The 26,036-nt window shown below is 70.7% G+C and carries 24 protein-coding genes and 3 pseudogenes; 10 read left to right on the top strand and 17 right to left on the bottom strand.

Annotated elements, in window-relative coordinates; genetic code table 11:
• The first annotated feature begins 2 nt into the window (after positions 1-2).
• The 3 genes from sdhA (at position 3) to CP967_RS12645 (ending at position 3,384) form a co-directional block, all read left to right on the top strand.
• On the top strand, positions 3-1,757 hold the full coding sequence (gene sdhA, locus CP967_RS12635) for a succinate dehydrogenase flavoprotein subunit (protein ID WP_150488091.1): 1,755 nt from the start codon (positions 3-5) through the stop codon (positions 1,755-1,757).
• Positions 1,757-2,524, top strand: coding sequence for a succinate dehydrogenase iron-sulfur subunit (locus CP967_RS12640; RefSeq protein WP_150488092.1), 768 nt, complete (start codon positions 1,757-1,759; stop codon positions 2,522-2,524). Before sdhA ends, CP967_RS12640 begins: the two co-directional genes overlap by 1 nt.
• A gap of 131 nt (positions 2,525-2,655) precedes the next feature.
• Positions 2,656-3,384 carry a TetR/AcrR family transcriptional regulator gene (locus tag CP967_RS12645; protein ID WP_150488093.1) on the top strand — a complete coding sequence of 243 codons (729 nt, stop codon included), beginning with the start codon at positions 2,656-2,658 and terminating at the stop codon, positions 3,382-3,384.
• Positions 3,385-3,414: 30 nt separating this feature from the next.
• Here the strand turns inward: CP967_RS12645 and CP967_RS12650 are convergent, their stop codons facing one another.
• The 3 genes from CP967_RS12650 to CP967_RS12660 all read right to left on the bottom strand — a co-directional run bounded on the left by CP967_RS12650 (position 3,415) and on the right by CP967_RS12660 (position 7,028).
• Positions 3,415-4,968 (bottom strand): ABC transporter substrate-binding protein, encoded by a 1,554-nt coding sequence (locus CP967_RS12650; RefSeq protein ID WP_150488094.1) that lies wholly within the window; start codon positions 4,966-4,968, stop codon positions 3,415-3,417.
• A gap of 333 nt (positions 4,969-5,301) precedes the next feature.
• Entirely contained in the window at positions 5,302-6,729 is a 1,428-nt protein-coding gene (locus tag CP967_RS12655) for a metallophosphoesterase (protein ID WP_150488095.1), read from the bottom strand.
• 71 nt (positions 6,730-6,800) lie between these two features.
• Positions 6,801-7,028 (bottom strand): SCO4848 family membrane protein, encoded by a 228-nt coding sequence (locus CP967_RS12660; RefSeq protein ID WP_425281755.1) that lies wholly within the window; start codon positions 7,026-7,028, stop codon positions 6,801-6,803.
• A 55-nt stretch (positions 7,029-7,083) separates the two neighbouring features.
• Between CP967_RS12660 and CP967_RS12665 the strand changes: the two genes are divergently transcribed.
• Positions 7,084-7,320: an SCO4848 family membrane protein gene (locus CP967_RS12665; RefSeq protein ID WP_150488097.1), complete on the top strand. Its 237-nt coding sequence runs from the start codon at positions 7,084-7,086 to the stop codon at positions 7,318-7,320.
• Between the two features lie 57 nt (positions 7,321-7,377).
• Here the strand turns inward: CP967_RS12665 and CP967_RS12670 are convergent.
• The 7 genes and pseudogenes from CP967_RS12670 to CP967_RS35395 all read right to left on the bottom strand — a co-directional run.
• A pseudogene (locus tag CP967_RS12670) lies at positions 7,378-7,953 on the bottom strand (methyltransferase domain-containing protein); the annotation flags it as partial.
• A 21-nt stretch (positions 7,954-7,974) separates the two neighbouring features.
• Positions 7,975-8,256 (bottom strand): hypothetical protein, encoded by a 282-nt coding sequence (locus CP967_RS35215; RefSeq protein WP_308436041.1) that lies wholly within the window; start codon positions 8,254-8,256, stop codon positions 7,975-7,977.
• Between the two features lie 489 nt (positions 8,257-8,745).
• Complete coding sequence (locus CP967_RS12675) at positions 8,746-8,946, bottom strand: hypothetical protein (RefSeq protein WP_229888160.1); 201 nt, start codon at positions 8,944-8,946, stop codon at positions 8,746-8,748.
• A 90-nt stretch (positions 8,947-9,036) separates the two neighbouring features.
• Positions 9,037-9,885, bottom strand: coding sequence for a helix-turn-helix domain-containing protein (locus tag CP967_RS12680; RefSeq protein WP_150488099.1), 849 nt, complete (start codon positions 9,883-9,885; stop codon positions 9,037-9,039).
• A gap of 10 nt (positions 9,886-9,895) precedes the next feature.
• Positions 9,896-10,415, bottom strand: a pseudogene (locus CP967_RS12685) (DUF6879 family protein).
• Positions 10,416-10,552: 137 nt separating this feature from the next.
• Positions 10,553-12,280, bottom strand: coding sequence for a recombinase family protein (locus CP967_RS12695; RefSeq protein ID WP_150488101.1), 1,728 nt, complete (start codon positions 12,278-12,280; stop codon positions 10,553-10,555).
• Between the two features lie 64 nt (positions 12,281-12,344).
• Positions 12,345-12,419, bottom strand: a pseudogene (locus tag CP967_RS35395) (SCO4848 family membrane protein); the annotation flags it as partial.
• A gap of 121 nt (positions 12,420-12,540) precedes the next feature.
• Between CP967_RS35395 and CP967_RS12700 the strand changes: the two are divergent.
• A complete protein-coding gene (locus tag CP967_RS12700; protein WP_229888159.1) occupies positions 12,541-13,809 on the top strand; it encodes a D-alanyl-D-alanine carboxypeptidase family protein in 1,269 nt (422 codons plus the stop codon).
• On the opposite strand, the gene CP967_RS12705 is transcribed toward CP967_RS12700, so the two are convergent.
• Complete coding sequence (locus tag CP967_RS12705) at positions 13,757-14,677, bottom strand: YihY/virulence factor BrkB family protein (protein ID WP_150488102.1); 921 nt, start codon at positions 14,675-14,677, stop codon at positions 13,757-13,759. The genes CP967_RS12700 and CP967_RS12705 overlap by 53 nt on opposite strands.
• Before the next feature lie 128 nt (positions 14,678-14,805).
• Here CP967_RS12705 and dprE1 point away from each other — a divergent pair, with 128 nt between their 5' ends.
• Positions 14,806-16,149 (top strand): FAD-binding oxidoreductase, encoded by a 1,344-nt coding sequence (dprE1, locus tag CP967_RS12710; RefSeq protein ID WP_150488103.1) that lies wholly within the window; start codon positions 14,806-14,808, stop codon positions 16,147-16,149.
• Between the two features lie 74 nt (positions 16,150-16,223).
• Positions 16,224-16,979: a decaprenylphospho-beta-D-erythro-pentofuranosid-2-ulose 2-reductase gene (gene dprE2 / locus CP967_RS12715; protein WP_150488104.1), complete on the top strand. Its 756-nt coding sequence runs from the start codon at positions 16,224-16,226 to the stop codon at positions 16,977-16,979.
• Between the two features lie 90 nt (positions 16,980-17,069).
• Here dprE2 and CP967_RS12720 read toward each other — a convergent pair whose 3' ends face one another.
• The gene (locus CP967_RS12720; protein WP_150488105.1) at positions 17,070-17,660 is read right to left on the bottom strand and encodes a 2'-5' RNA ligase family protein; all 591 of its coding nucleotides are present in this window, start codon (positions 17,658-17,660) and stop codon (positions 17,070-17,072) included.
• A 126-nt stretch (positions 17,661-17,786) separates the two neighbouring features.
• Positions 17,787-18,800 carry a tryptophan--tRNA ligase gene (trpS, locus tag CP967_RS12725; RefSeq protein WP_150488106.1) on the bottom strand — a complete coding sequence of 338 codons (1,014 nt, stop codon included), beginning with the start codon at positions 18,798-18,800 and terminating at the stop codon, positions 17,787-17,789.
• Between the two features lie 257 nt (positions 18,801-19,057).
• Between trpS and rocD the strand changes: the two genes are divergently transcribed.
• Positions 19,058-20,263 (top strand): ornithine--oxo-acid transaminase, encoded by a 1,206-nt coding sequence (gene rocD / locus CP967_RS12730; protein ID WP_150488107.1) that lies wholly within the window; start codon positions 19,058-19,060, stop codon positions 20,261-20,263.
• Between the two features lie 48 nt (positions 20,264-20,311).
• Here rocD and CP967_RS12735 read toward each other — a convergent pair whose 3' ends face one another.
• The 3 genes from CP967_RS12735 to pdxR all read right to left on the bottom strand — a co-directional run bounded on the left by CP967_RS12735 (position 20,312) and on the right by pdxR (position 23,381).
• Positions 20,312-21,499, bottom strand: a complete 1,188-nt coding sequence (locus CP967_RS12735; RefSeq protein ID WP_150488108.1) for a glutathionylspermidine synthase family protein — start codon at positions 21,497-21,499, stop codon at positions 20,312-20,314.
• Between the two features lie 4 nt (positions 21,500-21,503).
• The gene (locus tag CP967_RS12740; RefSeq protein ID WP_150488109.1) at positions 21,504-21,779 is read right to left on the bottom strand and encodes a hypothetical protein; all 276 of its coding nucleotides are present in this window, start codon (positions 21,777-21,779) and stop codon (positions 21,504-21,506) included.
• 198 nt (positions 21,780-21,977) lie between these two features.
• The gene (gene pdxR / locus CP967_RS12745) at positions 21,978-23,381 is read right to left on the bottom strand and encodes a MocR-like pyridoxine biosynthesis transcription factor PdxR (protein ID WP_150488110.1); all 1,404 of its coding nucleotides are present in this window, start codon (positions 23,379-23,381) and stop codon (positions 21,978-21,980) included.
• Positions 23,382-23,428: 47 nt separating this feature from the next.
• Here pdxR and CP967_RS12750 point away from each other — a divergent pair, with 47 nt between their 5' ends.
• Both CP967_RS12750 and CP967_RS12755 read left to right on the top strand, forming a co-directional pair.
• On the top strand, positions 23,429-23,932 hold the full coding sequence (locus tag CP967_RS12750) for a carboxymuconolactone decarboxylase family protein (protein WP_150488111.1): 504 nt from the start codon (positions 23,429-23,431) through the stop codon (positions 23,930-23,932).
• A 12-nt stretch (positions 23,933-23,944) separates the two neighbouring features.
• The gene (locus tag CP967_RS12755) at positions 23,945-24,682 is read left to right on the top strand and encodes an isocitrate lyase/PEP mutase family protein (protein WP_150488112.1); all 738 of its coding nucleotides are present in this window, start codon (positions 23,945-23,947) and stop codon (positions 24,680-24,682) included.
• A gap of 161 nt (positions 24,683-24,843) precedes the next feature.
• Here the strand turns inward: CP967_RS12755 and CP967_RS12760 are convergent, their stop codons facing one another.
• Positions 24,844-25,833 (bottom strand): malate dehydrogenase, encoded by a 990-nt coding sequence (locus CP967_RS12760; RefSeq protein ID WP_150488113.1) that lies wholly within the window; start codon positions 25,831-25,833, stop codon positions 24,844-24,846.
• Between the last annotated feature and the right edge of the window lie 203 nt (positions 25,834-26,036).

The following is a 26,036-nucleotide window of genomic DNA, read 5'->3' on the forward strand; positions in this document are numbered from 1 at the left end:
CCATGCAGATCCACAAGTACGACACCGTCATCGTCGGCGCCGGCGGCGCCGGCATGCGCGCGGCCATCGAGTCGACGAAGCGCAGCCGCACCGCCGTGCTGACGAAGCTCTACCCCACCCGCTCCCACACGGGCGCCGCGCAGGGCGGCATGGCCGCCGCGCTGGCCAACGTGGAGGAGGACAACTGGGAGTGGCACACCTTCGACACGATCAAGGGCGGCGACTACCTGGTCGACCAGGACGCCGCCGAGATCCTGGCGAAGGAGGCCATCGACGCCGTCCTCGACCTGGAGAAGATGGGGCTGCCGTTCGGCCGCACGCCCGAGGGCAAGATCGACCAGCGCCGTTTCGGCGGCCACTCCCGCAACCACGGTGAGGCCCCGGTCCGTCGCGCCTGCTACTCCGGCGACCGTACCGGCCACATGATCCTCCAGACGCTGTACCAGAACTGCGTCAAGGAGGGCGTGGAGTTCTTCAACGAGTTCTACGTCCTGGACCAGCTGGTCGTCGAGGAGGACGGCGTAAAGAAGTCCGCCGGCGTCGTCGCCTACGAGCTGGCCACCGGCGAGATCCACGTCTTCCACGCGAAGTCGGTCATCTACGCCTCGGGCGGCACCGGCAAGTTCTTCAAGGTGACGTCGAACGCGCACACCCTGACCGGTGACGGCCAGGCCGCCTGCTACCGGCGCGGTCTGCCGCTGGAGGACATGGAGTTCTTCCAGTTCCACCCGACGGGCATCTGGCGCATGGGCATCCTGCTGACGGAGGGCGCCCGCGGTGAGGGCGGCATCCTCCGCAACAAGGACGGCGAGCGCTTCATGGAGAAGTACGCGCCGGTCATGAAGGACCTCGCGTCCCGTGACGTCGTCTCCCGCTCCATCTACACGGAGATCCGTGAGGGCCGCGGCTGCGGCCCCGAGGGCGACCACGTCTACCTCGACCTCACGCACCTGCCGCCGGAGCAGCTGGACGCCAAGCTGCCGGACATCACCGAGTTCGCGCGTACGTACCTCGGTATCGAGCCCTACACGGACCCGATCCCGATCCAGCCGACCGCGCACTACGCCATGGGCGGCATCCCGACCAACGTCGAGGGCGAGGTGCTGGCCGACAACACCACCGTCGTCCCGGGCCTGTACGCCGCCGGCGAGGTCGCCTGTGTCTCCGTGCACGGCGCCAACCGCCTCGGCACCAACTCGCTGCTCGACATCAACGTCTTCGGGCGCCGTTCGGGCATCGCCGCCGCCGAGTACTCCGCGAAGAACGACTTCGTCGAGCTTCCCGAGAACCCGGCCCAGCTGGTCGTCGACCAGGTCGAGCGGCTGCGCAACTCCACGGGCACCGAGCGCGTCGCCGAGCTCCGCCTGGAGCTCCAGGAGTGCATGGACGCCAACGTGATGGTGTTCCGCACCGAGCAGACGATCAAGACCGCCGTCGAGAAGATCGCCGAGCTGCGCAGGCGCTACCTCGACGTGTCCATCCAGGACAAGGGCAAGCGGTTCAACACCGACCTGCTGGAGGCCATCGAGCTGGGAAACCTGCTCGACCTGGCCGAGGTCATGGCGACCTCCGCGCTGGCCCGCAAGGAGTCCCGCGGCGGTCACTACCGCGAGGACTACCCGAACCGCGACGACGTCAACTTCATGCGCCACACCATGGCGTACCGCGAGGTCGCGGACGACGGCACGGAGTCGATCCGGCTCGACTACAAGCCGGTCGTCCAGACCCGCTACCAGCCGATGGAGCGTAAGTACTGATGGCTACCCCGACCCTGGAGAAGACCGGCGCGGCCGAGCCCGGCTTCGCCGACACTCCGTACATCACGGCCACGTTCCGGATCCGCCGCTTCAACCCGGAGGTCTCGGACGAGGTCCAGTGGCAGGACTTCCAGATCTCGATCGACCCGAAGGAGCGTGTGCTCGACGCCCTTCACAAGATCAAGTGGGAGCTGGACGGCTCCCTGACGTTCCGCCGGTCCTGCGCGCACGGCATCTGCGGCTCCGACGCGATGCGGATCAACGGCAAGAACAGGCTCGCCTGCAAGACGCTGATCAAGGACATCAACCCGGAGAAGCCGATCACCGTCGAAGCCATCAAGGGCCTCACGGTGCTCAAGGACCTCGTGGTCGACATGGACCCGTTCTTCCAGGCCTACCGCGATGTCATGCCCTTCCTGGTCACCAAGGGCAACGAGCCGACCCGGGAGCGTCTGCAGTCCCCCGAGGACCGCGAGCGTTTCGACGACACCACCAAGTGCATCCTGTGCGCCGCGTGCACGTCCTCGTGCCCGGTGTTCTGGAACGACGGGCAGTACTTCGGCCCGGCGGCGATCGTCAACGCGCACCGCTTCATCTTCGACTCGCGTGACGAGGCCGGGGAGCAGCGCCTGGAGATCCTCAACGACCGTGACGGTGTGTGGCGTTGCCGCACGACGTTCAACTGCACGGACGCCTGCCCGCGTGGCATCGAGGTCACCAAGGCGATCCAGGAGGTCAAGCGCGCGCTGATCACGCGTCGCTTCTGAGAGGCCGCCGTCCCGTGCACCGGGCCCCGTCCCCCGCTCGTGGGGGGCGGGGCCCGGTGCGTGTCCGGTGCGGCGCCCTGCCGGGGCCGTGACCCGGCGGGACCGGCCGGGGGCCCCGATAGCCTGGGGGTGTGGCGAAGGAAGAGAAGACCGCGAAGGCCCCGAAGAGCGAGCAGACCCGGACGCTGATCCTGGAGACCGCCCTCAGACTCTTCGAGGAGCGGGGGTACGACCGGACGACGATGCGGGCCGTCGCCCAGGAGGCCGGAGTCTCCGTGGGGAACGCGTACTACTACTTCACGTCGAAGGAGCACCTCGTCCAGAGCTTCTACGACCGGATCGCCACCGAACACGCGGCGGCGGTGCGCCCGGTCCTGGACGGTGACCCGGATCTGGCCGTACGCATCCGGGGGCTGCTGCTGTGCTGGCTGGACGTGGCGCAGCCCTACCACCGGTTCGCCGCCCAGTTCTTCAGGAACGCCGCCGACCCGGACAGTCCGCTCTCCCCCTTCTCCGAGGACTCGGCCGAGGCGCGTGAGGCGGTGATCTCCCTGCACGAACGCTGCCTGACGGGTTCCAGTACCCGTTACGACCAGGAACTGGGCCCGATACTGCCGCAGTTGCTGTGGCTGATGCAGATGGGGCTGGTGCTGTTCTGGGTCTACGACCGGAGTGAGGGGGCCGAGCGCAGCCGCCGGCTCGTGGAGCGCACCGCGCCGCTGGCCGCACGGGCGATCGCGCTCTCCCGCTTCCGGGTGCTGCGTCCGCTCGTACGGCAGCTCCACGAGGTGCTGGTGGAGTTCATGCCCGGGGCCGGCGGGGCCGGCCGGAACGCCGCCGCCCCCGAGGCCGGGAAGTGAGGCGTCGGGGGCGGCGGTGGTCCGGGGGCGTCAGATCCAGCTGAGTTCCCACAGGCGCCAGAGGCCGGTGCCGTCGGAGAGGTACTGCGAGCCGGACACCTCGGGCTTGGCGACGACGTAGTCCTTCTTCTGCCACAGCGGGACCAGGGGCACGTCCTCGCCGACCAGCTTCTGGAGCTTCTTGAAGTCGTTCGAGGTACGGCCGCGGTCGCTGTACTGCTGGGTCGCCGCGATGAGGGCGTCCACCTGCTTGCTGGCGTAACCGTTGTGGAGGCTGTTGTCCCGGCCGACCAGGGGCTGGCTGAAGGTGTCGGAGTCGGGGTAGTCGGGGAGCCAGCCGACGGTGTAGACGTCGTACTTCCCGGCCGCGTACTCCTTCTGGAAGGCCGTCCACTCCACGGCCTTGTCGGTGACCTCGAACAGGCCGTCCTTCTCCAGCTGGCGGATCAGTTCGGTGGTCTCCGCCTTGTTCGCGTCGTCGTCGCGGTGGCCGAAGACGATCGGTACCGGGATCTGCACGCCGGCCTCCTTCAGCAACTGCTCGGCCTTGGCGGGGCTGGGCTCCGGGTAGGCGTCGAAGAAGGGGGTGCTGTGCCCGATGTAGCCCTGCGGGATCAGTGAGTACAGCGGCTCGACGGTGCTGTGGTAGACGTCGCCGACCAGCGGTCCCCGGTCGATGAGCCAGGCGACGGCCTGCCGGACCCGCTTGTCGGCGAAGGCCGAGTCGTCGCGGACGTTGAAGACCAGGTTGCGGATCTCCGCGCTGTCGGCCTCGGTGACGCGCTGGTCGGTGGCGCCGGGGTTGAGCTCGGCCAGCTTCTCGGCCGGGAGCTGGCGGTGCGTCACATCGACGTTGCCGGCCGCCCAGGCCGCCTGCAGTTCGTCGGGACCGTCGAAGTAGCGGACGTCCACCGCCTGCCCGGTCTCCTTCAGCGCCCCCTTGTAGGAGGGGTTGGGCACCAGTTCGGCCTGGACGCCGGGCTCGTACGACTTCAGCGTGTACGGGCCCGAGCCGTCGACCGCGCTCCCGCCGCGGAGCTTGTCCGCGGGGTACTTCGTGGAGTCCACGATCGACCCGGCGCCGGTGGCGAGCTTCTGCGGGAAGGTCGCGTCACGGCCGGAGAGGTGGAAGGTGATCTCCCGGCCCTTCGTCCCGATCGTGTCGAGGGCGGGGAAGAGCACCGCGGGACCGGCGTCCGCCTTGATCCTGAGCATCCGCTCGAAGGAGTACTTGACGTCCTCGGCCGTGATCTTGCGGCCGTTGGAGAAGGTCAGGTCGTCCCGCAGCGTGCAGCGGTAGGTCTTCAGCCCCTCACCGACGAACTCGCAGCTCTCCGCCGCGTCCGGCTCCGGGACGATCGCACCGGACTTGAAGGTCATCAGCGACTGGTACAGGTTGCTGTAGACGGCCCAGGAGCCGGCGTCGTAGGCGCCGGCCGGGTCGAGCGAGGTCACCACGTCCGTGGTGCCGACCGTGACCGGGTCCTCGTTCGCCTCGTCGGACGGCAGCAACTGCCAGGCACCGACGCCGACGATGATCAATACCGCGAGTACCGCGAGTATCCGTATACGGACCGATCGCATGTGCCGTGCTCTCCCTTACCAGCCCCGCCTCGGCTCTGCACTGCCTTCGCACGCATTGCCGCATGTTGTTCAGCGCTCACCCAATCACACGATTTTCACATCTGGAAGAGCAAATGAGGTGCTCACAGCACCTTGTTCGCCGTATGCCGGGATTTGACGTGGAAACGATCAACAAACAGCCCTCCACCTGCAACTTTCGTTGCCGAGTGTGAGGGCTGTGTGTGGTCTGCGTGTTCGCCCTGGAACGTTCACGTCCGTAAGGGATCCGGGCGGAAGGGGGGTTCGGGCGGCTCGCGGTGCCCGGTGCGCGGTGCGCGGGCCGGGGCGCCGTGGTCAGGCCTGCTTCGAGGCGAGCTCCACGACGGTGATGTCGGAGGGCGCGCCGACCCGGACCGGCGGGCCCCAGGCGCCCGCGCCCCGCGAGACGTACAGCTGGGTGTCGCCGTAGCGTTCGAGCCCGGCGACCGTCGGATTGGCCAGCTCCGCGAGCAGGCTGCCGGGCCAGAGCTGGCCGCCGTGGGTGTGCCCGGAGAGCTGGAGGTCGACCCCGTGCCTGACGGCGTCGTCGATGACGACCGGCTGGTGCGCGAGGAGGACGGAGGCGCGGCCCCGGTCACGGTCGCCGAGCGCGGCGGCGAAGTCCGGCCCCTGCCCCTCGCTCTCGCCCGCGACGTCGTTGACTCCGGCGAGGTCGAACCCGGCGATCTCGACCCGGGCGTTCTCCAGCGGGTGCAGGCCCAGTTCGCGTACGTGGCCGACCCACTCCGCGGCGCCGGAGAAGTACTCGTGGTTGCCGGTGACGAAGTAGCTGCCGTGGCGCGCCTCCAGGCCGGCCAGCGGCTCGGCCGCGGTACCGAGATCGGCGACCGACCCGTCGACGAGGTCCCCGACGACGGCCACCAGGTCGGGCCCGGTCGCGTTGATCGTGTCGACGATCCGCCGGGTGTGGGCGCGGCCGAGGATCGGGCCGAGGTGGATGTCGCTGACGACGGCGATCCGGAAGCCGTGCGCGGAGCGCGGCAGCCTGGCCAGCGGGACGGTGACCCGCTTGACCCGGGGGCCGCGCAGCACACCGTAGGTGCCGTACCCGACGGTGCCCAGGCCGGCGAGGGCCGCCGCACCGCCGACGGCACGGGCGACGAACAGCCGGCGGGACGGTCCGGCGGGGGCTTCGGTGGAGGCTCCCGCGGTCTCCGGTGCGGCCTCGGCGGCCTCGGCGGCCTCCGGCCCGGTGCCGTCGGTGGCGACGGGGGCGGGGGCGGGGGCCGTACCGCCGGCGGCTTCCGCCCGGTCGCCTCCCGCGCCCCGGTCCGCGGTCGCGACGGCACCGGCGGGCGCGGCGGCTGCGGCGGGCGCGGCGGCTGCGGCGGGCGCGGCTCCGGCCGGTCCCGTCCGGGCGGGGTCCTGGGCCGGGGCCGCGTCCGGGGCCCGTCGTGCGGCCCGCCGTTCCAGCGCCCGGCGCAGCAGCGGACGTACCGCCTCGCCCACCAGCAGGGCCAGGGTCAGATAGAGCAGAGCGGCCAGCCACAGGAAGCCGGGCCAGGCCAGCACCTGCTGCAGTCCGAACGGGAACCCCACGCGGCCGCCGGCCAGGGCGCCCACGCTCAGCAGCGGCAGGACGAACGCCGCGACCGTGCCGGCCCGGCGCGCGAGGCTGCCCTCGGCCGTCGTGTCACCGATCAGCCGGCGCCAGACATAGCGGTGTACGCCGGCGAGCAGCGCGAGGACCGCGACCGCCACCAGCACGAAGACGACTGCCACTTACGTTTCCCCGTTCCCCCACCGGACCGACCGCGCCCGGATGCCCCTCCGTGCCCGGGTCGTCCCGATACTCATGTACGTGTGTGCCGCAGAGCCCTGACGCCACGGAACCCGATGACCCCCACAGCCGTCCCCAGAAGAAACGAGGCGATGGCGAGCAGCAGGTGGACCCAGAAGTAGGCGGTCGGGTCGCCCGCGTCGTCGAACGCGAGCCCGCTGCCGTCCTTCCAGAGGTTTCTGGCGAAAGTGATCCACAGACAGCTAACCACTAGCGTACCGAGACCCACCCGCAAGATCACCGCAGACCCGTTCGATACTGGCAGGGCACGGCCACCCCATCCCGAAGGACACCCCATGAAGCTCAGCCCCCGCGTCTCCTGGTTCCTGCTCGCGTTCGGCGTCTGGTCTTGGGTGATCTGGGTGACCTTCGCGAAGAACCTGTTCAAGGACGCCAGCGGACTCGCCTTCGACGACGCGGGAAACCCGACGGCGTACCTGTGGGTCCATCTGGCACTCGCTGTCACATCGTTCATCCTAGGGACGGCTGTGGGCGTGATCGGCTTCCGGGGTGTCCGCGCGGGCAGGAAGTAAAGCTCCGCCCGTGCGCCACGGGGGGGGGGAGGCGCACAGACAGGGCGGTCTTTCGGATCAGCCGGCTACGGGAACGGGCCGATCGGGAGTGTCCAGCCAGGCTGACTCTCCCTTCGCGGTCACGGTCAGACCGAACCGCTCCGGTCCGGGACGGTCGTGCAGCAGCCACCAGGCGTGCGCCGCTGCCACTTCGTCCCACAGCCGACGCGGACCGTGCTGCCACACGGTGAACCGGTCGTCCGACTTCCCGTCCCAGTCGACGGCAGCCCACGACGTGGCAACCCACGGACTTTCCCACGGCGTGAGGATGACGCCCCCGGGCTTCACCTGGTCGACCCACGGATGCGGGACGGACCGCACAGAGCACGTCGCCACGAGCCGGTCATACGGCGCGTTGTCCGCGTATCCCTCAGCCTCGTCCCCGGGCACCACGGCAGCGGTGACGCCCTCTTTTCGTGGACGTTCCCCGGCTTCCCTCGCCAACGCGGGGTCGACTTCCACGGTCGTCACGTTCGCCGGGCCGGCGACATGGGCCAGGAGCCCCGCGTTCCATCCGGTTCCGGTGCCGATCTCCAGGCCCCTGTGTCCCTCGTGCACGTCGAGCATGTGCAGCATCCGGAACACGATGTTCGGGGCGCTCGCGGACGATGACGCTCACCGCTCGCCGTCGTCGGGGTCCTCGCCGTCGTTGATCTGCGTCACGACGGAATCGTTGGCGTAGACCGCGCGAAGCCACGTTTCCGGGGCGTCCGCCCGGTTGCACGGCTCCAGGCCCTCGCCCAGAAAGATGCGGTCGGGGACGAACGCGGATCGGGGAACAGTCCATGCCGCATGCTCCCACTCGGGCGTCACCGGCGCGTCCATGTCGTCGTTCACCGCGCCGAGTAGACCGCACAGGGCGATTCGCTCGGACTCGGCGATTTTCGGTGTCGTCACCTGCGTCAGTCTTCCTTCTTGTGCTTCGGCGGGTCCTTCGGCTCGGCGGTGTCGGACGACGGCTTGGACGTGCCAGGGTCCTTCCCCCCGGAATGCTGCCCGTTGCCTCCGCTGCCGCCCTTACCCGTTCCCCATCCCATGGTGTTCCCCTTCTGGTTACGTACGGATCCTGGGAACCCGCCCGGTGGAATCACGCCCCCATAAGGGCCGTACCGGACGGGCGTGGTGCACCCGAGCGCACAGGCCGGTATCGCGCAGAGTGTGCTCGGGAGGTCTTCGGGGCTACTCGTCCCCGCCTGAGAACTTCGGTGGCGTGCTGCCCGGCGGGAAGTAAACGACCCCGGATCGGGGATCTCGGGCCCCGCCGTACTCCGTCCACCAGCCCTCGGGAGAGCCCCTGTATGGGCTGTCAGGGCTTGTCGAGGGGACTCACCAGCTCCGGGGCCGGTAACGGTCGCACAGGACGTCTCTGGAGCCGCGCAGGGGTCCTCAGACACTCCGGTACGGTTTGGCGCACTTGCTGTGCCGGTAGACCACGGCGGGCGGTCCCGACTGCCGTTCCACCGATCCCCGGCGGCAGGGCTCAAGCACCCCGATCGGCTGGTTGCACTCGGGGCAGGTCACCCCCTCGGGCGCGTACGTCGCGTACTCGTCCCTGCGAGCGTCCGTGTCTCTGGTCGTACTCGCCATCGCTGGTATCCCCTCACGTGGTCCGACGACGACCAAGCTGGGGAGAGAGGAACCCCCACTCCCATGCGATTGCATGAGGTTGCACGCGAGTTATTCGAGAGCGTCCAGCGCCGATGTGATCAGCGCACGAGCGGCAGCCCCGTAGACAGCCAGCGCCGCCAGTTCGGCGAACGTCTCGGCATACATGGCCACCTCGCTGGGCTGCGTGATCGTGAGGTAGCCGGAGACCAATTCGATGTTGACCTGTGCCATGTCGTAGATCCAGAACCCCTCAGCCGGCCAGCGCTCCCGATCGGGCCGCATGGGCACAACCCCCAAGCTGACGTTGGGAAGTGAGGCAATCGAGATCAGGTGCCCAAGCTGCCCGGACATGACCTCGGCGCCGCCGATTCCGGCGCGCAACACGGACTCTTCGACGAGGAACGCAAACCGCCGGACGCCTGCGTACAGCACCCGCTGACGTTCCATGCGAGCGGCTACGGCGTCAGCCACATCGTCCACCAGGCCGCGCCGTCGCTGGATCGCTTGGAGCGCTGCCGTGGTGTACGGCTGCGCCTGGATCATGCCGGGCACGAGCCACGACGAGTAGGACCGGAAACGGCGGGTCCGTTGATACAGCGGCAAGCGCGCCTCCTGCGCTTGTTTGAGCCCGGCCCTCTCCATGCGGCGCCAGTTGACCCACATGCCCTCTGCGGTCCGCAGCGAGGCGATCAGGTCCTCGGTCTGGTCCTCGGCACCGCACGCCTGACACCAGGCCCGAATGTCGTCAGCGGACGGGGGTGTCCTGGCGTTCATGATCCGGGACGACTTGGACCGGCTCCATCCGCAGCGCTCGGCCAGGTCGAGACCGGTCAACCCGGCATCCCGGCAGAGATCCGCGAGACGTTCCGCGAGAGCCTGCCGGGCCTGCTGGGCACTGGAAGATGCAGAGACAGCCATGGGTACGTGATCAGGCGGGCCGGTACTCCGCGTGAGGAATCGCCCGCTCCCACGCTGCCTCGTACGCGCTGACGTACTGCGCTGCCAATGCCGGATCGTGCAGGACTTCCATGCGCGGACCGGTCCACTGACCATCGCCGCTGAAATGGTGGAGGATCACGGTTTCCTCATCCATGACCCACCCGTCCAGCGCGGGGAGCAGCAGATCACGCGACCGCGAGCGCGGCAGCCAACGGACGTCCTCGCCGGCTGCGACGTTCCGTAAAGGTGCCGTCGTACTCGTACCGCACGTAGTCGCTCAGGGGCTCGGAGACAATCCGAAGACGGCGCATGGCAACACCCCGGCCCGTCGTCTCAGCCACCACGTCCAGCCACGAGCGCCACCACGAGTCACGGTCGGCAGGGTCGTACCGGTGCCCTTCCTGCCAACGGATGAACTCCGGGTCATCCCGCATGTAGCTGTCCCGCATCTCAAGGTGCATCGCCGAGCGCTGCGCCTTCGCGAGGCATTCACGTACCGCTGTTGCCACCGTTGCCCTCACTGTCCGGACGGGGAATGAACTGGAGCATGTTCGCAGGGCGCCGGATCACGGTCTCGTGGTCCGGCACGTCCGTCGAGTGACCCGGCACCGAGCCGACTTCCTGCGCCTGCCGGATCGTCTCCGCGTCAGCCTTCGTCGTCCTCGTGGTCCTCATCCGACTCAAGGCGCCGCCAGTTCAGCGTCACCCGGTCTTCGACCGCGATGTACTTCCGGGTCTCCGGGTCCCGGCCAGGGCCGACGGAGACGCCCTCAAGGAAGAGGTCGAGGAACTCGCGGCGCTTGAACACGTCCCACCCAGCCCACGGGGAACCAGAGCCCAGCGGGTTCTCCCCCGGTTCATGCCATTCCGACGGAACCATGATCGCTGCGGTGGTCAGCTCGCTCAGCTCTTCCAACTTGGCCGTGCACTGGTCCTCGAAGCTCCGGTACTGCGTCATCGTCGCGCGCCACATGGTCAGTTCGTCGCGCCCTCGGTACAGCCCCGCCTTGCGGTCGGCCTGGAGTTCGGCGATGGAGTTCCGCACGTGCTCAAGGTGCGCCTCCGTCTCGCGCCTCTCCTCTTGGACTCCGGACAGGTCACGCTGGAGCGCAAATCGGAGTGCCGCCTCCGCCAGCCATTCCCTGTCCTCTTCATCGTCGATGTCAGCAGCGTGGAGCCGTGCCCAGACACAGCCCGCCACGTAGTCGTCGAGGTCGTTGCGCTTGATGCTCAGACCGCCGTGACCCTTGGGATTGGCGCACATGTAGTAGTCCTGCCCGCCGTTGTTCTTGCTCTGACCCATGGAGCCCGAGCAGATCCCGCAGGTCGTGAAACGCCAGCCGCTCAGGAGGGTGGGCGTGGCCTCGCCGCCGGGCTGCCTGTTGGTCTTCGTGCGCCTGCTTCGCCGCTCCTGGAGTTCCAACCACCTGGCCCCGTCGATGACTCCCTGGTGAGGCGTCAGCGGTGCCCCTGCCTCGTTCCTGGCGATCACGTTCACGTACGCCTTGCCCCGCTTCACTCGTTCACTGGCGAAGCCCCCAATGGCCGGGTGGGAGAGGATCCAGCGGACTGTCTGGGCTCGCCAGCGGATCGGGCTGTCATCCGTCGACACGCGGCGCTTCTTGATGGACTGCATCCGCTTGTCGGTGGCTCGTCGTTCGGCCTCCCCGGGCGCGGGTACGTCCTCTGACGCCAGCGTCGTCGCGATCTTGTTGTCGGAGATCCCGGCGAACGACATCTCGATCATGCGCTCGACGATCTCGACGTGCTCGGGGTTGTCCGCGTCCGGCTCCAGGACCGACACGACAAGGTTGCCGATCTTCTCGCGCACAGCACGCATCGCGTACGGGGCGGAGCTGGAGTGCCGGCCACCGACCGCCTTGATCTCGTCCTTGGCTCCGCGCAGGCGCTCCGCCTTGATGTCGCTGTCCTGCTTCGCGAGTGCCGCGATCAGCGCGAAGATCGCAACGCCGATCGGGTTCGACGTGTCCAGGAAGGGTTCGAGTACGGAGACGAAGCGAACGCCGTACTTCTTGAACTCCTTGTCGATGTCCAGCGCGTCATGCGCACCCTTGCGGGTCAGCCGCGACAGCTCGTTGACCACCACCACGTCGACCTCACCCGCGCGCACGGCGGACATGAGGTCTTCGAAAGCCGGGCGGACCGCGTTGGGATCCCAACCGGACCTTCCGACGTCTTTGAAGGCGTGAACGACCTCCCATCCCCGGCTCGCCGCCAGCGCCTCACCGGCCGCGAGTTGTGCCTCTGGGGACGCCTCGGACGAGTCCAGGCGGGCCTTGCTCTGGCGCGCGTACACGGCGACTCGCACCGTGTCGAGTTGTTCGGATCCGACGGCCGACACGAACGGTGCCAAGGTCTCTCACCTGCTCTTTTCTGTTCTTGAAGCTCTACCAAGCTCTACTGGTTAGTTACTCATAGAAAGTGATCCAGATGAACCAGCTCCACACCCCGAAAGCGAGCAGGAACCAGGACACGGGGCGGCTGAGCTTCATGCCTCCAGTATCGCCGCCGCGCTCGGGCACCCTCGTCCGGGGTGGGCTGTCCTGGCGGTCCGCACGGCGGGTCAGGCGGTCCGGGTCCCCATCCCCAGCCAAGCCCTGTACGTTTCCGACCGTGCCTGCTCTGAAACAGATCGCATCGACGGTCATCTCTACAGCCTTGTTGTCTGCATTTGCCCTCACTCCGGCTGTGGCAGCCGACAAGGACAAGGCTGACGACAAACAGCCGAAGCCGCCCGCTTCCATGTCGACCGTCGGTGGGACACGGCTGGGCCAGACCGGCACCCAGGTGGAACTGGGGCCGGGCGCCCCGGTGCTGCCCAAGGACCTGACCGCGAGGTCCTGGGTCGTGGCCGACGCGGAGAACGGCGAGGTCCTCGCCGCGCACAACGCGCACTGGCGGCTGCCCCCCGCCTCCACGCTGAAGATGCTCTTCGCCGACACGGTGCTGCCGGCCCTCCAGCCGAAGACCATGACCTACACCGTCGACGAGGCGGACCTCGCCGGGGTCGGCGAGGGCAGCAGCCTGGTGGGCATCAAGGAGGACCACAGCTACACCGTCCACGACCTGTGGCTCGGGGTCTTCCTGCGCTCCGGCAACGACGCGGTGCACGTGCTGTCCGCGATGTACGGCGGGGTGGACGCCACCGTCGCCGCGATGCGGCGGCACGCCGAGGAACTGCAGGCCCTCGACACCTATGTGGTCTCCCCCGACGGTTACGACGCCCCGAAACAGGTCTCCAGCGCGTACGACCTGACGCTCTTCGCCCGCAGCGGCATGCAGAAGGCGGACTTCCGCGAGTACGCCGCCACGGCCACCGCGAGCTTCCCCGGGGAGAAGAAGGGGAAGAAGCGCGAGAGCTTCGAGATCCAGAACACCAACCGGCTGATCACCGGTGACATCGGCGTCGAACCGTACAAGGGCATCGCGGGGGTGAAGAACGGTTACACCAGCCACGCCGGCAACACCTTCACCGGTGTCGCCGAGCGCGACGGGAAGGTACTGCTGGTCACCGTCATGCACCCGGACGACGAGGTGAGCCACGCCGTCTACAAGGAGGCCGCGAGCCTGCTCGACTGGGGATTCGAGGCGAGCGGCAAGGTGTCCCCGGTCGGCATGCTGGTGCCGCCGAAGTCCGCCGAAGCCTCCCTGGGGAAGGGCGGCGAGGCCGCTTCGGGGGCCGCCGTGCCGAAGGAGGAAGGGGCGCACGGGAAGCCGGTGACCGTCGGGACGAGTGTGGCCGCCGCCCCCGCCGGCTCCGGCGGGGTGTGGACCGCGCTGTCCGTCACGGCCGGCTCGCTGCTCCTGCTGGCGGCCGGGGTCTACCTGGTCAACCGGCGCTGGCCGCTGCCCGACCTGGTGCGCCGCCTTCCCCGTCACTGACCGCCGGCTCCTCCTCCCCGCTGTCCCGCGTCGCCGTCCAGGCGGCGCAGACCAGCAGCAGTTTCGCGCTGAGGTTGATCCACAGCAGGAGGGCGACCGGCAGCCCGAAGGCGCCGTACATGCTTTTCGAGGCGACGCTCTTCATATAGCTGCCGAGCAGCAGTTTGAGCAGCTCGAAGCCGACGGCGCCGACGAGCCCGGCGACGACCAGCCGGTGCCTCGGCGGCTCCACCCCGGGCAGCAGCGTCAGCATGTAGAGCAGGAGGAGGAAGTCGGCGCCGGCCGCCACGATCAGCGCGGCCGTCCGGATCAGCACCCCGCCGGCCCCGTCCTCGGGGATGCCCAGCTTGTCGGCGGTCCAGCCGATGGCGGTCGAACCGACGGCGGAGACGGCGAGCGTGGCGAGTGCCGCGCCGCCGAGGCCGAGCAGCAGGACGGCGTCCTTCAGCTTGCGCACGATCGGATTGCCCTCGTCCGCGTCGTCCCTCTCCCAGACGGCGCGCAGGCACTCCCGCATCGAACCGATCCAGCTGACGCCGGTGAAGAGCAGCAGTACACCGGCGACCACTCCGACCGTGCCGGCGTGGGCCACCAGGTTGTCGATGCCCAACTGGTCGGAGATACCCGGCACCTGCTCGGCCAGCTGCTTCTCGATCCTGGCCAGCTGCCGGTCCGTCAGCAGCGCCGCACCGGCGGCCGCGCCGACCGCGATCAGCGGGAAGAGCGCGAGGAAGCTGAGGAAGGTGATCGCCGCGGCGAGCCGGGTCCAGTGGACCCGGTCCAGGGTCTCGTAGGAGTGCCAGGCGTGCGTCCGCGCCAGCCGGACGACGAGCGGTCCCACCACGGGGAGTTTCTTCAGCCAGTCCATGCCGTACGCGTACCCGGCCGGGAGCGGAAAACCGGCGGCCGGGGCCACGTGCGGAACCAATCACCTATTTCAGCGAGTTCTGCAATAAATCCCTCATAAGGGTTTTTACGGGCGATACGGTCACGTCCATGTCCGTCGACACGGTGTCCATGACCGGTTGGGGCCGTACCGCCCCGACGACCGCCCTCCGTTTCCGTCCCCGTACGTACGAGGAGGCGGCGGTCGCCGTGACGGGCCGCGGGCCGCGCGGGGTCGTCGCCCGTGGACTGGGCAGGGCGCACGGCGACGCGGCGCAGAACGCGGGCGGTTCGGTGGTGGACATGACCGGGCTGGACCGCGTGCACGCGGTGGACGCGGTCGGCGGCGTGGTCGCCTGCGACGCCGGGGTGAGCCTGCACCGCCTCATCGAGGCGCTGCTCCCGCTGGGCTGGTTCCTCCCGGTGACCCCGGCGACCCGGTACGTCACGGTGGGCGGGGCGATCGGCTCCGACCTCCACGGCACCGGCCACCGGACGGCCGGCTCCTTCACCCGGCACGTGCGCTCCCTGGAGCTGCTGACCGCCGACGGCTCGGTACGGCGGGTGGTGCCCGGCACCGATCTGTTCGACGCGACGGCGGGCGGCCTGGGGCTGACCGGGGTCATCCTCTCCGCCACGCTCTCCCTCCTGCCGGTCACGACCTCCCTGATGTCGGTGGACACCGAGCGGGCGGCCGACCTGGACGCGGCGCTGGCCGGGCTCGCCGCGGGCGGTGCCGCCTACGAGTCGGCCCGGATCGACCTGATGGCACGGGGGAGGGCGACCGGGCGGGCCGTCCTGATCCGCGGGGAGCACGTGCCGGTGGACGCGCTCCCGGCGCGCGCCCGGCGCACCGCGCTGGCCTTCCGCCCGGGGAAGCTGCCGCCCGTTCCGGCGTACGTACCGGAGGGGCTGCTGGGCCGGGCCCCGGCGGCGCTGCTGGGGGAGCTCCGCTTCCGCGGCGCGCGCGCCGCGCGGGCCGGGCGGCTCCAGCGGATCAGCGCCTTCTTCCACCCCCTGGACGCCCTCCCCGGCTGGAACCGGCTGCACGGCCCGGGCGGGTTCGTGCAGTACCAGTGCGCCGTCGGCGACGGGCAGGAGGAGGTGTTGCACAGGATCGTGCAGCGGCTCGCGCGGCGCCGCTGTCCGGCCTTCCACGCCGTGCTCCAGCGCCTCGGGGCGGGAGGGCCGGGGTGGCTCTCGTTCCCGGTGCCCGGCTGGTCGCTCTCGTTCGGGCTGCCCGCGGGGCTGCCCGGTCTGGGGCGGCTGCTGGACCTCTTCGACGACGAGACGGCGGCGGCGGGCGGCCGTGTCTGCCTCGCGAAGGACGCCCGGATGCGGCCTTCGGCACCGGCCGCGATGTACCCCAGGCTGCCGGACTTCCGGGCGTTGCGCGGGGAGCTGGACCCGGAGGGCGCCTTCCGCTCCGATCTGTCCCGCCGGCTCGCGCTCTGACCCCCCCTCTGCCCGTCCGCCGCTCCTCCTCTCCCCTCCCCCTCCCCTCCTCTCCCCTGTCGCCAGGAGTCCCCGTGAAGAACGCCTTCGGTGCCCCGCAGTCCCTGCTCGTCCTCGGCGGCACCTCGGAGATCGGGCTGGCGACCGCGCGCCGGCTGATCGCCCGCCGCACCCGCGTGGTGCGGCTGGCCGGGCGCCCCTCGCCCGCTCTGGAGCGGGCCGCGGCCGGACTGCGTGAGCTGGGCGCCGAGGTGCACACCGTGGCCTTCGACGCGCTGGACCCCGGCTCGCACGAGGAGGTGCTGGGGAAGGTGTTCGCCGAGGGCGACACCGACATGGTGCTGCTGGCCTTCGGTGTCCACGGTGACCAGATCCGCGACGAGGAGGAGCCGCTCGGCGCGGTCGAGGTGGCGCAGACGAACTACACCGGCGCGGTCTGTGCCGGTCTGGTGTGCGCCGGCGCGTTGCAGGCGCAGGGGCACGGATCGCTGGTGGTGCTCTCCTCGGCCGCCGGGGCGCGCGCCCGGCGCGCCGACTTCATCTACGGCTCCAGCAAGGCGGGGCTGGACGCCTTCGCCCAGGGGCTGGGGGACGCGCTGCACGGGACCGGGGTGCATGTGATGGTCGTACGCCCCGGGGCCGTGCGGACGCGTCCGGCGAGGCGTGGGGAGAGTCCGCTCGTCACGACGCCGGGGGCCGTCGCGGACGCGATCGTCACGGGGTTGCGGCGCCGTTCGGAGACGGTGTGGGTACCCGGCCCCCTGCGGGCGGTGGCGGCGGCCCTGCGGCTCGTACCGCGCCCGCTGTACCGGCGGCTGCCGGTGCGCTGAGCGGACGGGGCCCGGCGGGCCGGGCCGGGGCCTCGGGAGGCGCCGGGTTGCCACCGGGCGCGCCGGGTCAGGGGTGCGGGGAGCGCCGGGTCAGGGGTGCAGGGAGGGCTGGTCCACGAACCAGCCGCCCTGCGCGGGAACGGCGGGCGCGCCGCCGCCGCCCCCGAAGGGGAACTCCTGGATCTTGCGCCAGACGGCGTCCGCGCCCTGTTCGTACAGCGCGAAGGAGCCACAGGTCCACGACGCCTCGTAGGAGGAGAGCTCCTCGTAGGCGCGGTCCATGGCCGCCTCCTCGATGCCGTGCGCCACCGTCACGTGCGGGTGGTAGGGGAACTGGAGCTCGCGCACCAGCGGTCCCGAGGGCTCCCTGACCCGCTTCTGGAGCCAGGAGCACGCGGAGGCGCCCTCGACGACCTGGACGTAGACGACCGGGGACAGCGGCCGGAAGGTCCCGGTGCCCGACAGCCGCATCGGGAAGGGCCGGCCGGCCGTGGCGATCTGCGCGAGGTGCGTCTCGATCGCCCGCAGGTCGGCGGCCTCGGCCTCGGTCGGCGGGAGGAGGGTGACGTGGGTGGGAATGCCGTAGGCGGCAGGATCCCCGAAGCTCGCGCGCCGCTCCTGGAGCAGGCTGCCGTAGGGCTCCGGGACCGCGATCGAAACGCCGAGCGTTACGGTCCCCACATCGTTCTCCTCTGTTGTCGATGGCCGGTTCTCGACCCTGGCGAGTGGCGCACCGGGTGCCGTGGCGTCACTCGTGCCGACGCCAGTGTGGCCCCTCGGACGGCCTTCTCGCCAGGGTCCTTGGTCTCAGTGCTTCGCGGGCAGAAGTCCCATACGGTCGTATGCCCGGGCAAGCGTCTCGGCGGCGACGGTCCGCGCCTTCTCGGCGCCCTTGGCCAGAATCGAGTCCAGCGTCTCCGGGTCGTCGAGGTATTCCTGGGTGCGGGTCCGGAAGGGGGTGACGAACTCCACCATGACGTCGGCGAGGTCCGTCTTGAGCGCGCCGTACCCCTTGCCTTCGTACTTCCGCTCCAGGTCCTCGACCGAGGTGCCGGTGAGGACGGAGTAGACGGATAGGAGGTTGCTGACGCCGGGCTTCTTCTCCGGGTCGTAGCGGATGACCGTGTCCGTGTCGGTGACGGCGCTCTTCACCTTCTTCGCGGTGGCCTTCGGCTCGTCGAGCAGGTTGATCAGGCCCTTCGGCGTGGACGCCGACTTGCTCATCTTGACCGAGGGGTCCTGCAGGTCGAAGATCTTCGCCGTCTCCTTGAGGATGTACGGCGAGGGGACGGTGAACGTGTCACCGAAGCGGCCGTTGAAGCGCTCGGCGAGGTCGCGGGTCAGCTCGATGTGCTGACGCTGGTCCTCGCCGACCGGGACCTCGTCGGCCTGGTAGAGCAGGATGTCCGCCACCTGGAGCACCGGGTAGGTGAAGAGGCCGACGGTGGCGCGGTCGGCGCCCTGCTTGGCGGCCTTGTCCTTGAACTGCGTCATCCTCGACGCCTCGCCGAAGCCGGTGAGGCAGTTCATGATCCAGCCGAGCTGGGCGTGTTCGGGGACGTGGCTCTGGACGAACAGCGTGCAGCGTTCGGGGTCGAGACCGGCGGCCAGCAGCTGGGCGACGGCGAGCCGGGTGTTGGCGCGCAGTTCGGCGGGATCCTGCGGAACGGTGATCGCGTGCAGGTCCACCACCATGTAGAAGGCGTCGTGGGATTCCTGCAGCGCCACCCACTGGCGGACCGCGCCGAGGTAGTTGCCGAGGTGGAACGAGCCTGCGGTGGGCTGGATCCCGGAGAGCACACGAGGACGATCAGAGGCCATGCGGCCATTGTCTCAGGTGCGCGGAGGGGGCTGGGCAACCGGTGCGGGAATGCGGTAGGGGGCCCGCCCGCGGGCGCCGGGGCCCCGCGGCTTGCGGGTCCGGCCGGGCGGTGCGGGGCGTGGGGCTTCCGGGCCCGCCGGGCGGCGCGGGGGCGGTACGGGGCGCGCCGGGCGGCGCAGGTTTCCCCGTCCCGGATCCGGCCGACGATACAAAGTGGGGCACACCCCGCCCCCCTCGTACGACGAACGGAGACCCCGTGCCGACCACGGAGAACGCCCTCGCCCTGGCCGAGGCGCACAGTGCGCACAACTACCACCCGTTGCCCGTCGTCGTCGCGACCGCGGAGGGTGCCTGGATGACCGATGTGGAGGGGCGCCGGTACCTCGACATGCTGGCCGGTTACTCGGCTCTCAACTTCGGCCATGGCAACCGGCGGCTCCTCGACGCGGCCAGGGCCCAGCTGGAGCGGGTGACGCTGACCTCGCGCGCCTTCCACCACGACCGCTTCGCCGAGTTCTGCGCCCAGCTCGCCGAGCTGTGCGGGATGGAGATGGTGCTGCCCATGAACACCGGGGCGGAGGCCGTGGAGACGGCGGTGAAGACCGCCCGGAAGTGGGGCTACCGCGTCAAGGGGGTGCCGGACGGCATGGCGAAGGTCATCGTCGCCGCCGACAACTTCCACGGCCGCACCACGACGGTCATCAGCTTCTCCACGGACCCCGAGGCGCGCGCCGACTACGGCCCCTACACGCCGGGCTTCGAGATCGTGCCGTACGGGGACCTGACCGCCATGGCCGAGGCGATGACCGAGAACACGGTCGCGGTGCTGCTGGAGCCGGTCCAGGGCGAGGCGGGGGTCCTGGTGCCTCCGCCGGGTTATCTGGCCGGGGTGCGGGAGCTGACCCGGGAGCGGAACGTCCTGTTCGTCGCGGACGAGATCCAGTCGGGGCTCGGGCGTACGGGCCGCACCTTCGCCCTCGAACACGAGGGCGTGGTCCCCGACATGTACGTCCTGGGCAAGGCGCTGGGCGGCGGGGTCGTACCGGTGTCGGCCGTCGTCTCGTCGGCCGGGGTGCTGGGCGTCTTCCGCCCCGGTGAGCACGGTTCGACGTTCGGCGGGAACCCGCTGGGCTGCGCCGTCGCCCTGGAGGTGATCGCGATGCTGCGCACCGGTGAGTACCAGCAGAGGGCGGCGGAGCTGGGCGACCACCTCCACCGCGAACTGGGCCTGCTGGCCGACGGTGACGCGGTGACGGCCGTACGGGGGCGCGGGCTGTGGGCCGGAGTCGACGTCGCCCCGCGGCTGGGGACCGGCCGGGAGGTCTCGGAGCGGCTGATGGAGCGGGGTGTCCTGGTCAAGGACACCCACGGTTCCACCATCCGGATCGCCCCTCCGCTGATGATCGGCAAGGAGGACCTGGACTGGGGTCTGGAGCAGCTCCGGGGCGTCCTGACGGGCTGAGCGGGCCGCACGGGCCGGAGACAGGCGGACGGGGCGGGGCCCGGCCGTTCAGAGGATGACGTGGGGCAGGAAGCGGGCGTACTCGTCCGTGACCGGTCCCGCGGACTCCCGGATGCCGAGCCCCGCCGCCTCGTTCTCCACCACCCAGGCGCCGAGGACCACACGGTTGCCGTCGAAGTCGGGCAGCGGCGCCAGCTCCTGGTAGCAGCAGGCGTCCTCGCGCCGTACCGGCGGCGCCCCCGCCTCGTGCAGGGTCACCCCGGCGCCCTCGCGGCCCAGCAGGGGCTTGGCGGCGTAGCCCGCCCCGCCGGGCTCCGCCAGCTCGCGGGGGCCGTCGAGATAGGACGGCAGCAGGTTGGGGTGGCCCGGGTACAGCTCCCAGAGGACCGCCAGGAGCGCCTTGTTGGAGAGCAGCATCTTCCAGGCCGGCTCGATCCAGCAGGTGGTGCCGGTGCCTCCCCCGTTGTCGAGGGTGTCCAGGACGTGCGGACCGAACTTGTCGGTGGTCAGCCACTCCCAGGGGTAGAGCTTGAAGCAGCTGCGGATGAAGCGGAGCCGGTCGTCGACGAAGCGGCCGGCCAGCCGGTCCCAGCCGATCCGTTCGACGGAGAGCGCCTCCGTCGCGATCCCCGCCTGTTCGGCCGTCTCCCGCAGGTAGGCGACCGTCATCAGGTCCTCGCCGAGCTCGTCGCCGTCGGAGTGGGCGAAGTGCAGGGGGCCGGGCGGCAGGAGGGCGGCCTGCCGCCTCCAGGCGTCGACCAGGCGCTCGTGCAGCGAGTTCCACTGGTCGGCGCCGGGGAAGCGCTCCTCCATCCAGAACCACTGCGGGCTGGCGGCCTCCACCAGCGAGGTGGGGGTGTCGGCGTTGTACTCCAGCATCTTCGCCGGGCCCGTACCGTCGTACCGCAGGTCGAACCGCCCGTACAGGCTGGGGAGTTCCGCGCGGCGCCGCCAGGACTCGGCGACCAGCCCGGCCAGCCGGGGATCGGTGATGCCCAGGTCGGCGAAACGGTCCTGCTCCACGATGTGCGCGGCTGCGGCCAGGCACATGGCGTGCAGCTCCTCGACGGTCTCCTCCAGCGCCTCGACCTCGGGCAGCGAGAAGACGTAGTAGGCGCTCTCGTCCCAGTAGGGGCGCAGCGATCCGTCCGGGTGCCGGGTGAGGGGGTAGACCAGACCCTGCTCCTCGACGGTCTCCTGCCAGCCGTCGCGCGGCTGGGCGGTACGGCGCTCCACGGGCTCAGCCGCCGCCGGTACCGGAGCAGCCGAACCCGCCGCTCTCCACGGCCGACTTGTTGAAACTGCCGCCGGAGTAGGTGCCGCTGCTCTTGCTGCCGCCGTAGTAGTAGGAGCCGCTGCCGCCGCTGTCGTCGCACTCGTAGCTCGGCAGCTCCTCCCGGGTGACCGGGTCGACGCACCGCCGGTCCGGCTCCGAGCCGCACGAGGTGATCGTCAGTGCGAGCATGCCCATGCCACCGAGCACCACGGTGCTCGACCTCAGTCTCCGCTTAGCCATGTCCCCTGTTCCCCCCGTGGTCACCTGGGCGGGCGGCTTCAGGACAGCCGCCACCCGGCCATCAGATTAGATGCCCGATCCTTCCGGCCGACAGCCACGGCCCCCGGATATCCGGTACGCCCCGGTATCCGGTACGTCCCCGGCCGCGCCCCGGAGTCACGGGCGCCGCGAACCGGGCGCCCCTTCCGTCCGGAGCTCTCACGGCAGGACCCGGCACAGCGCGTCGAGGGCGCCGGTCCAGGCGCTCTGGGCGGGCGAACCGTAACCGATCACCAGTCCCTCACGGGCCGGTTCCGTATCCGGGTGACGGAACCGGGTCAGGCCCTCCAGGGCGAGCCCCTGCCAGTTCGCCGCCTGGACCACGGACCGCTCGGTGCCCGGGGGGAGTTCCAGGACGGCGTGCAGCCCGGCCGCGATACCGCTCACGAAGACGCCGGGCGCCCGGTCGGCGAGCGCGGCGACGAGTTCGTCGCGCCGTCGCCGGTAGCGCAGCCGCATGGCCCGCACATGCCGGTCGTACGCCCCCGAGGCGATGAACTCGGCCAGGGTCAGCTGGTCCGGGGCGGCCGACATCCACTCCGCGCCCCCCTTCTCCGCGCAGACCTCCCCCACCAGGCTCTCCGGCAGCACCATCCAGGCCAGCCGCAGCCCCGGCGCGAGTGACTTGCTGGCCGTCCCGAGGTAGACGACGCGTTCCGGGTCGAGACCCTGGAGCGCGCCCACCGCCTGCCGGTCGTAGCGGAACTCCCCGTCGTAGTCGTCCTCCAGGATCAGCCCGCCCCGCGAACGCGCCCAGTCGACGGCGGCGGCCCGCCGGGCGGCGTGCAGCGGGACCCCGGTCGGGAACTGGTGCGCCGGTGTCAGCAGGACAGCGCCCACCTGGCGCATCGCGGCGAGTTCCGCGGTCCTGGCGCCGAGCCGGTCCACCGGGACCGCCGGGGTGCGCAGTCCGGCCCCGGTCAGCAGGTCCCGGTGGATGTCCAGCCCGTACGCCTCGGTGGCCACCTCCCGCACCCCGCGCCGCCGCAGCACCCTCGCCAGCAGCGACAGCCCGTGCACGAAGCCGGCGCAGACGACGATGCGTCCGGGCGCCGCGTGGACTCCGCGGGCCCTGGCCAGGTAGTCCGCCAGGACGGTCCGCAGCTCGATGCGGCCCTGGCTCATCGCGTCGTAGCCGAAGGCCTCGTGGGGGGCCGCGGTGAGGGCGCGCCGGCCGGCCTTCAGCCATTCGGCGCGCGGGAAGGACGAGAGGTCGGGCGAGCCCGGCAGCAGGGTGTGGGCCGGGCGCCGCCGCACCGGCGGGGTGCGGGGCCCGCCGTCGGCGCCTCCGCGTACCGCCACCCGCTGGGCGACCCGGGTGCCCGAGCCCTGCCGGGCGGTGAGCCAGCCCTCGGCGACCAGGTCGGCGTAGGCGTCGGCGACGGTGTTGCGGGCGATCCCCAGATCGGCGGCGAGCGTCCGGGAGGAGGGGAGCCGGGTCCCCGGGAGGAGCCGCCCCGAGCGGACGGCGTCCCGCAGCGCGGTCGTCAGCCCGCTGCGCAGCCCGGGACCGACCGGTTCGATGTGCAGGTCGGCGCCGAAAGTGGCCCAGGAATCGGTCATGGAAATGGACCATACCGTTGTGCCATCCGGCCCGTAACGTCGTCACCATGACGACCCGCGAAACCCCCGCCCCGTACGCTCCCGAACACCCCGCCCGCCTCCCTTGGGCGACCCTCGCCCCGGAGGTCTACAAGGCGATGGTCCGGCTCGACGCCGCGGCCCGTAAGGGGCTCGACCCGAAGCTGCTCGAACTGGTCAAGGTCCGCGCCTCGCAGCTCAACCGGTGCGCCCTGTGCCTGGACATGCACTCCAAGGACGCCCTCGCGGCGGGCGAGTCCGTCGAGCGGCTGATCCAGCTCGGCGCCTGGGAGGAGTCGCAGCACTTCTACACGGAGAAGGAGCTCGCTGCGATCGAACTGACGGAGGCCGTGACGGTCCTCACCGACGGTTTCGTGCCCGACGAGGTGTACGCGAAGGCCGCGAAGCACTTCGAAGACACGGAACTCGCCCAGCTGATCGCCACGATCACCGTGATCAACGCCTGGAACCGCTTCGGGGTGGCGACCCGCCAGGTGCCGGGCCACTACACGCCCGGTGACCACAAGCACTGACAGGAGCCCTCCATGAGCGACCCCGCCTCCGTCTTCCGTGCCCTGCACCGGGGCCGTGCGCCCGGGGACCCGCTGGTGCTGCCCGGTCCCTGGGACGCCGCCGGCGCCCGGGTCTTCGAGGATGCCGGGTTCCCGGCACTGGCGACGCCGAGCGCGGGGATCGCCGCCTCGCTCGGGTACGAGGACGGACGGACGCCGGCCCACGAGATGTTCGCGGCCGTCGCCCGGATCACCCGCGCGGTGTCCGTCCCCGTGTCGGCGGACGTCGAGGGCGGATACGGGCTCGCGCCGGGCGAGCTCGTCGAACGGCTGCTGGAGGCGGGCGCCGTCGGCTGCAACCTGGAGGACTCCGCCGACGGTGTGCTCCTGGACCCCCGGCGGCAGGCGGACCGCCTGGCCCGGGTGTGCGCGGCGGCGGCCGGGCGCCTCTTCGTCAACGCCCGGATCGACACCTACGTCCGGGGCCTGCCCGGGGGCGCCGACCCGGTCGCGGAGACGATCGCCCGGGCCCGGCTCTACGCGGAGGCCGGGGCGGACTGCGTCTACCCGATCATGGCTCCGGCCGACGACCTGCCCCGGCTCTCCGCCGCCGTCCCCGTACCGCTCAACACGAACGGCATGCCGGACGACCCGCCGGGGCTGAGGCGCCTGGGTGAACTGGGCGCGTCCCGGATCACCTTCGGTCCGCTGATGCAGATCCACGCGATGGACGCCGTACGGAAGCTGGCGGAGCGGGTGCGTACCGGCTGAGGCGGGCGGAGCGGGTGCGTACCGGCCGGCCCGCGCGCGGGTCCGCGGACGGGTTGCTCCCTCCGCGGACCGGCGCACGGACGAAGGGGCGCCCCCGGCAGCACGTGCCGGGGGCGCCCCTTCAAACGTCCGGGCCCGGCGGGGAGCCGGGACCGTCCGCGTCAGATCAGGCCGAGCTCGCGGACCGCGTCGCGCTCCTCGGTGAGCTCCTTCACCGACGCGTCGATGCGCGCACGGGAGAACTCGTTGATGTCCAGGCCCTGGACGATCTCGTACTTCCCGTCCTTCGTGGTCACCGGGAAGGAGGAGATGATGCCCTCGGGGACGCCGTAGGAGCCGTCGGAGGGGATGCCCATCGAGGTCCAGTCGCCCTCGGCGGTGCCGTTGACCCAGGTGTGCACGTGGTCGATGGCGGCGTTGGCGGCCGAGGCGGCGGAGGACGCGCCACGGGCCTCGATGATCGCGGCGCCGCGCTTGGCGACGGTCGGGATGAAGGTGTCGGCCAGCCACGCCTCGTCGTTGACGACCTCGGCGGCGTTCTTGCCGGCGATCTCCGCGTGGAAGATGTCCGGGTACTGGGTCGCCGAGTGGTTGCCCCAGATCGTCAGCCGCTTGATGTCGGAGACGGCGGCACCGGTCTTGGCGGCCAGCTGGGAGATCGCGCGGTTGTGGTCGAGGCGGGTCATCGCGGTGAAGCGCTCGGCCGGTACGTCCGGGGCGGCGGCCTGGGCGATCAGGGCGTTGGTGTTGGCCGGGTTGCCGACGACGAGGACCTTGATGTCGTCCGCGGCGTTGTCGTTGATGGCCTTGCCCTGCGGCTTGAAGATGCCGCCGTTGGCGGAGAGCAGGTCGCCCCGCTCCATGCCCTTGGTACGCGGGCGGGCGCCGACCAGGAGGGCGACGTTGGCGCCGGCGAAGCCGACGTCGGGGTTGTCCGTGATCTCGATGCCGCGCAGCAGCGGGAAGGCGCAGTCGTCGAGCTCCATGGCGGTGCCCTCGGCGGCCTTGAGGCCCTGCGGGATCTCGAGGAGTCGCAGGTTGACCGGCACGTCCGGGCCGAGCAGGTGGCCGGAGGCGATGCGGAAGAGCAGCGCGTAGCCGATCTGGCCGGCTGCGCCGGTCACGGTGACATTCACGGGAGTGCGGGTCATGGCGGTCTCCGTTAGACAGCTGGCGGTAGGGATTTCGTGCCCCTGGTCCTGGACACCCCTGAATCTTGATGTGAAGAGATATCCAGCGGCCAGGCTATCCGACCCGCCCGTTTCCGGGCGCCCGCCCCCCTCGTGTCACCCCTGACGGTCCGCCGCCCCGCCCCGGTACCCCGGCCCTCCGGCCCGCCGGCGTCCGCCCGTCC

Source organism: Streptomyces nitrosporeus (genome assembly GCF_008704555.1).
GTDB lineage: Bacteria > Actinomycetota > Actinomycetes > Streptomycetales > Streptomycetaceae > Streptomyces > Streptomyces nitrosporeus.

Coding starts and splice junctions, on each gene's coding strand:
- CP967_RS12705 (WP_150488102.1), bottom strand. CDS start 14,677: ATGGACTGGCTGAAGAAACTCCCCGTGGTGGGACCGCTCGTCGTCCGG.
- CP967_RS12675 (WP_229888160.1), bottom strand. CDS start 8,946: ATGGCGAGTACGACCAGAGACACGGACGCTCGCAGGGACGAGTACGCG.
- sdhA (WP_150488091.1), top strand. CDS start 3: ATGCAGATCCACAAGTACGACACCGTCATCGTCGGCGCCGGCGGCGCC.
- CP967_RS12640 (WP_150488092.1), top strand. CDS start 1,757: ATGGCTACCCCGACCCTGGAGAAGACCGGCGCGGCCGAGCCCGGCTTC.
- CP967_RS12650 (WP_150488094.1), bottom strand. CDS start 4,968: ATGCGATCGGTCCGTATACGGATACTCGCGGTACTCGCGGTATTGATC.
- pdxR (WP_150488110.1), bottom strand. CDS start 23,381: ATGACCGATTCCTGGGCCACTTTCGGCGCCGACCTGCACATCGAACCG.
- dprE1 (WP_150488103.1), top strand. CDS start 14,806: ATGTCCGTCGACACGGTGTCCATGACCGGTTGGGGCCGTACCGCCCCG.
- CP967_RS12665 (WP_150488097.1), top strand. CDS start 7,084: ATGAAGCTCAGCCCCCGCGTCTCCTGGTTCCTGCTCGCGTTCGGCGTC.
- CP967_RS12755 (WP_150488112.1), top strand. CDS start 23,945: ATGAGCGACCCCGCCTCCGTCTTCCGTGCCCTGCACCGGGGCCGTGCG.
- trpS (WP_150488106.1), bottom strand. CDS start 18,800: ATGGCCTCTGATCGTCCTCGTGTGCTCTCCGGGATCCAGCCCACCGCA.
- CP967_RS12750 (WP_150488111.1), top strand. CDS start 23,429: ATGACGACCCGCGAAACCCCCGCCCCGTACGCTCCCGAACACCCCGCC.
- CP967_RS12680 (WP_150488099.1), bottom strand. CDS start 9,885: ATGGCTGTCTCTGCATCTTCCAGTGCCCAGCAGGCCCGGCAGGCTCTC.
- CP967_RS12760 (WP_150488113.1), bottom strand. CDS start 25,833: ATGACCCGCACTCCCGTGAATGTCACCGTGACCGGCGCAGCCGGCCAG.
- CP967_RS12740 (WP_150488109.1), bottom strand. CDS start 21,779: ATGGCTAAGCGGAGACTGAGGTCGAGCACCGTGGTGCTCGGTGGCATG.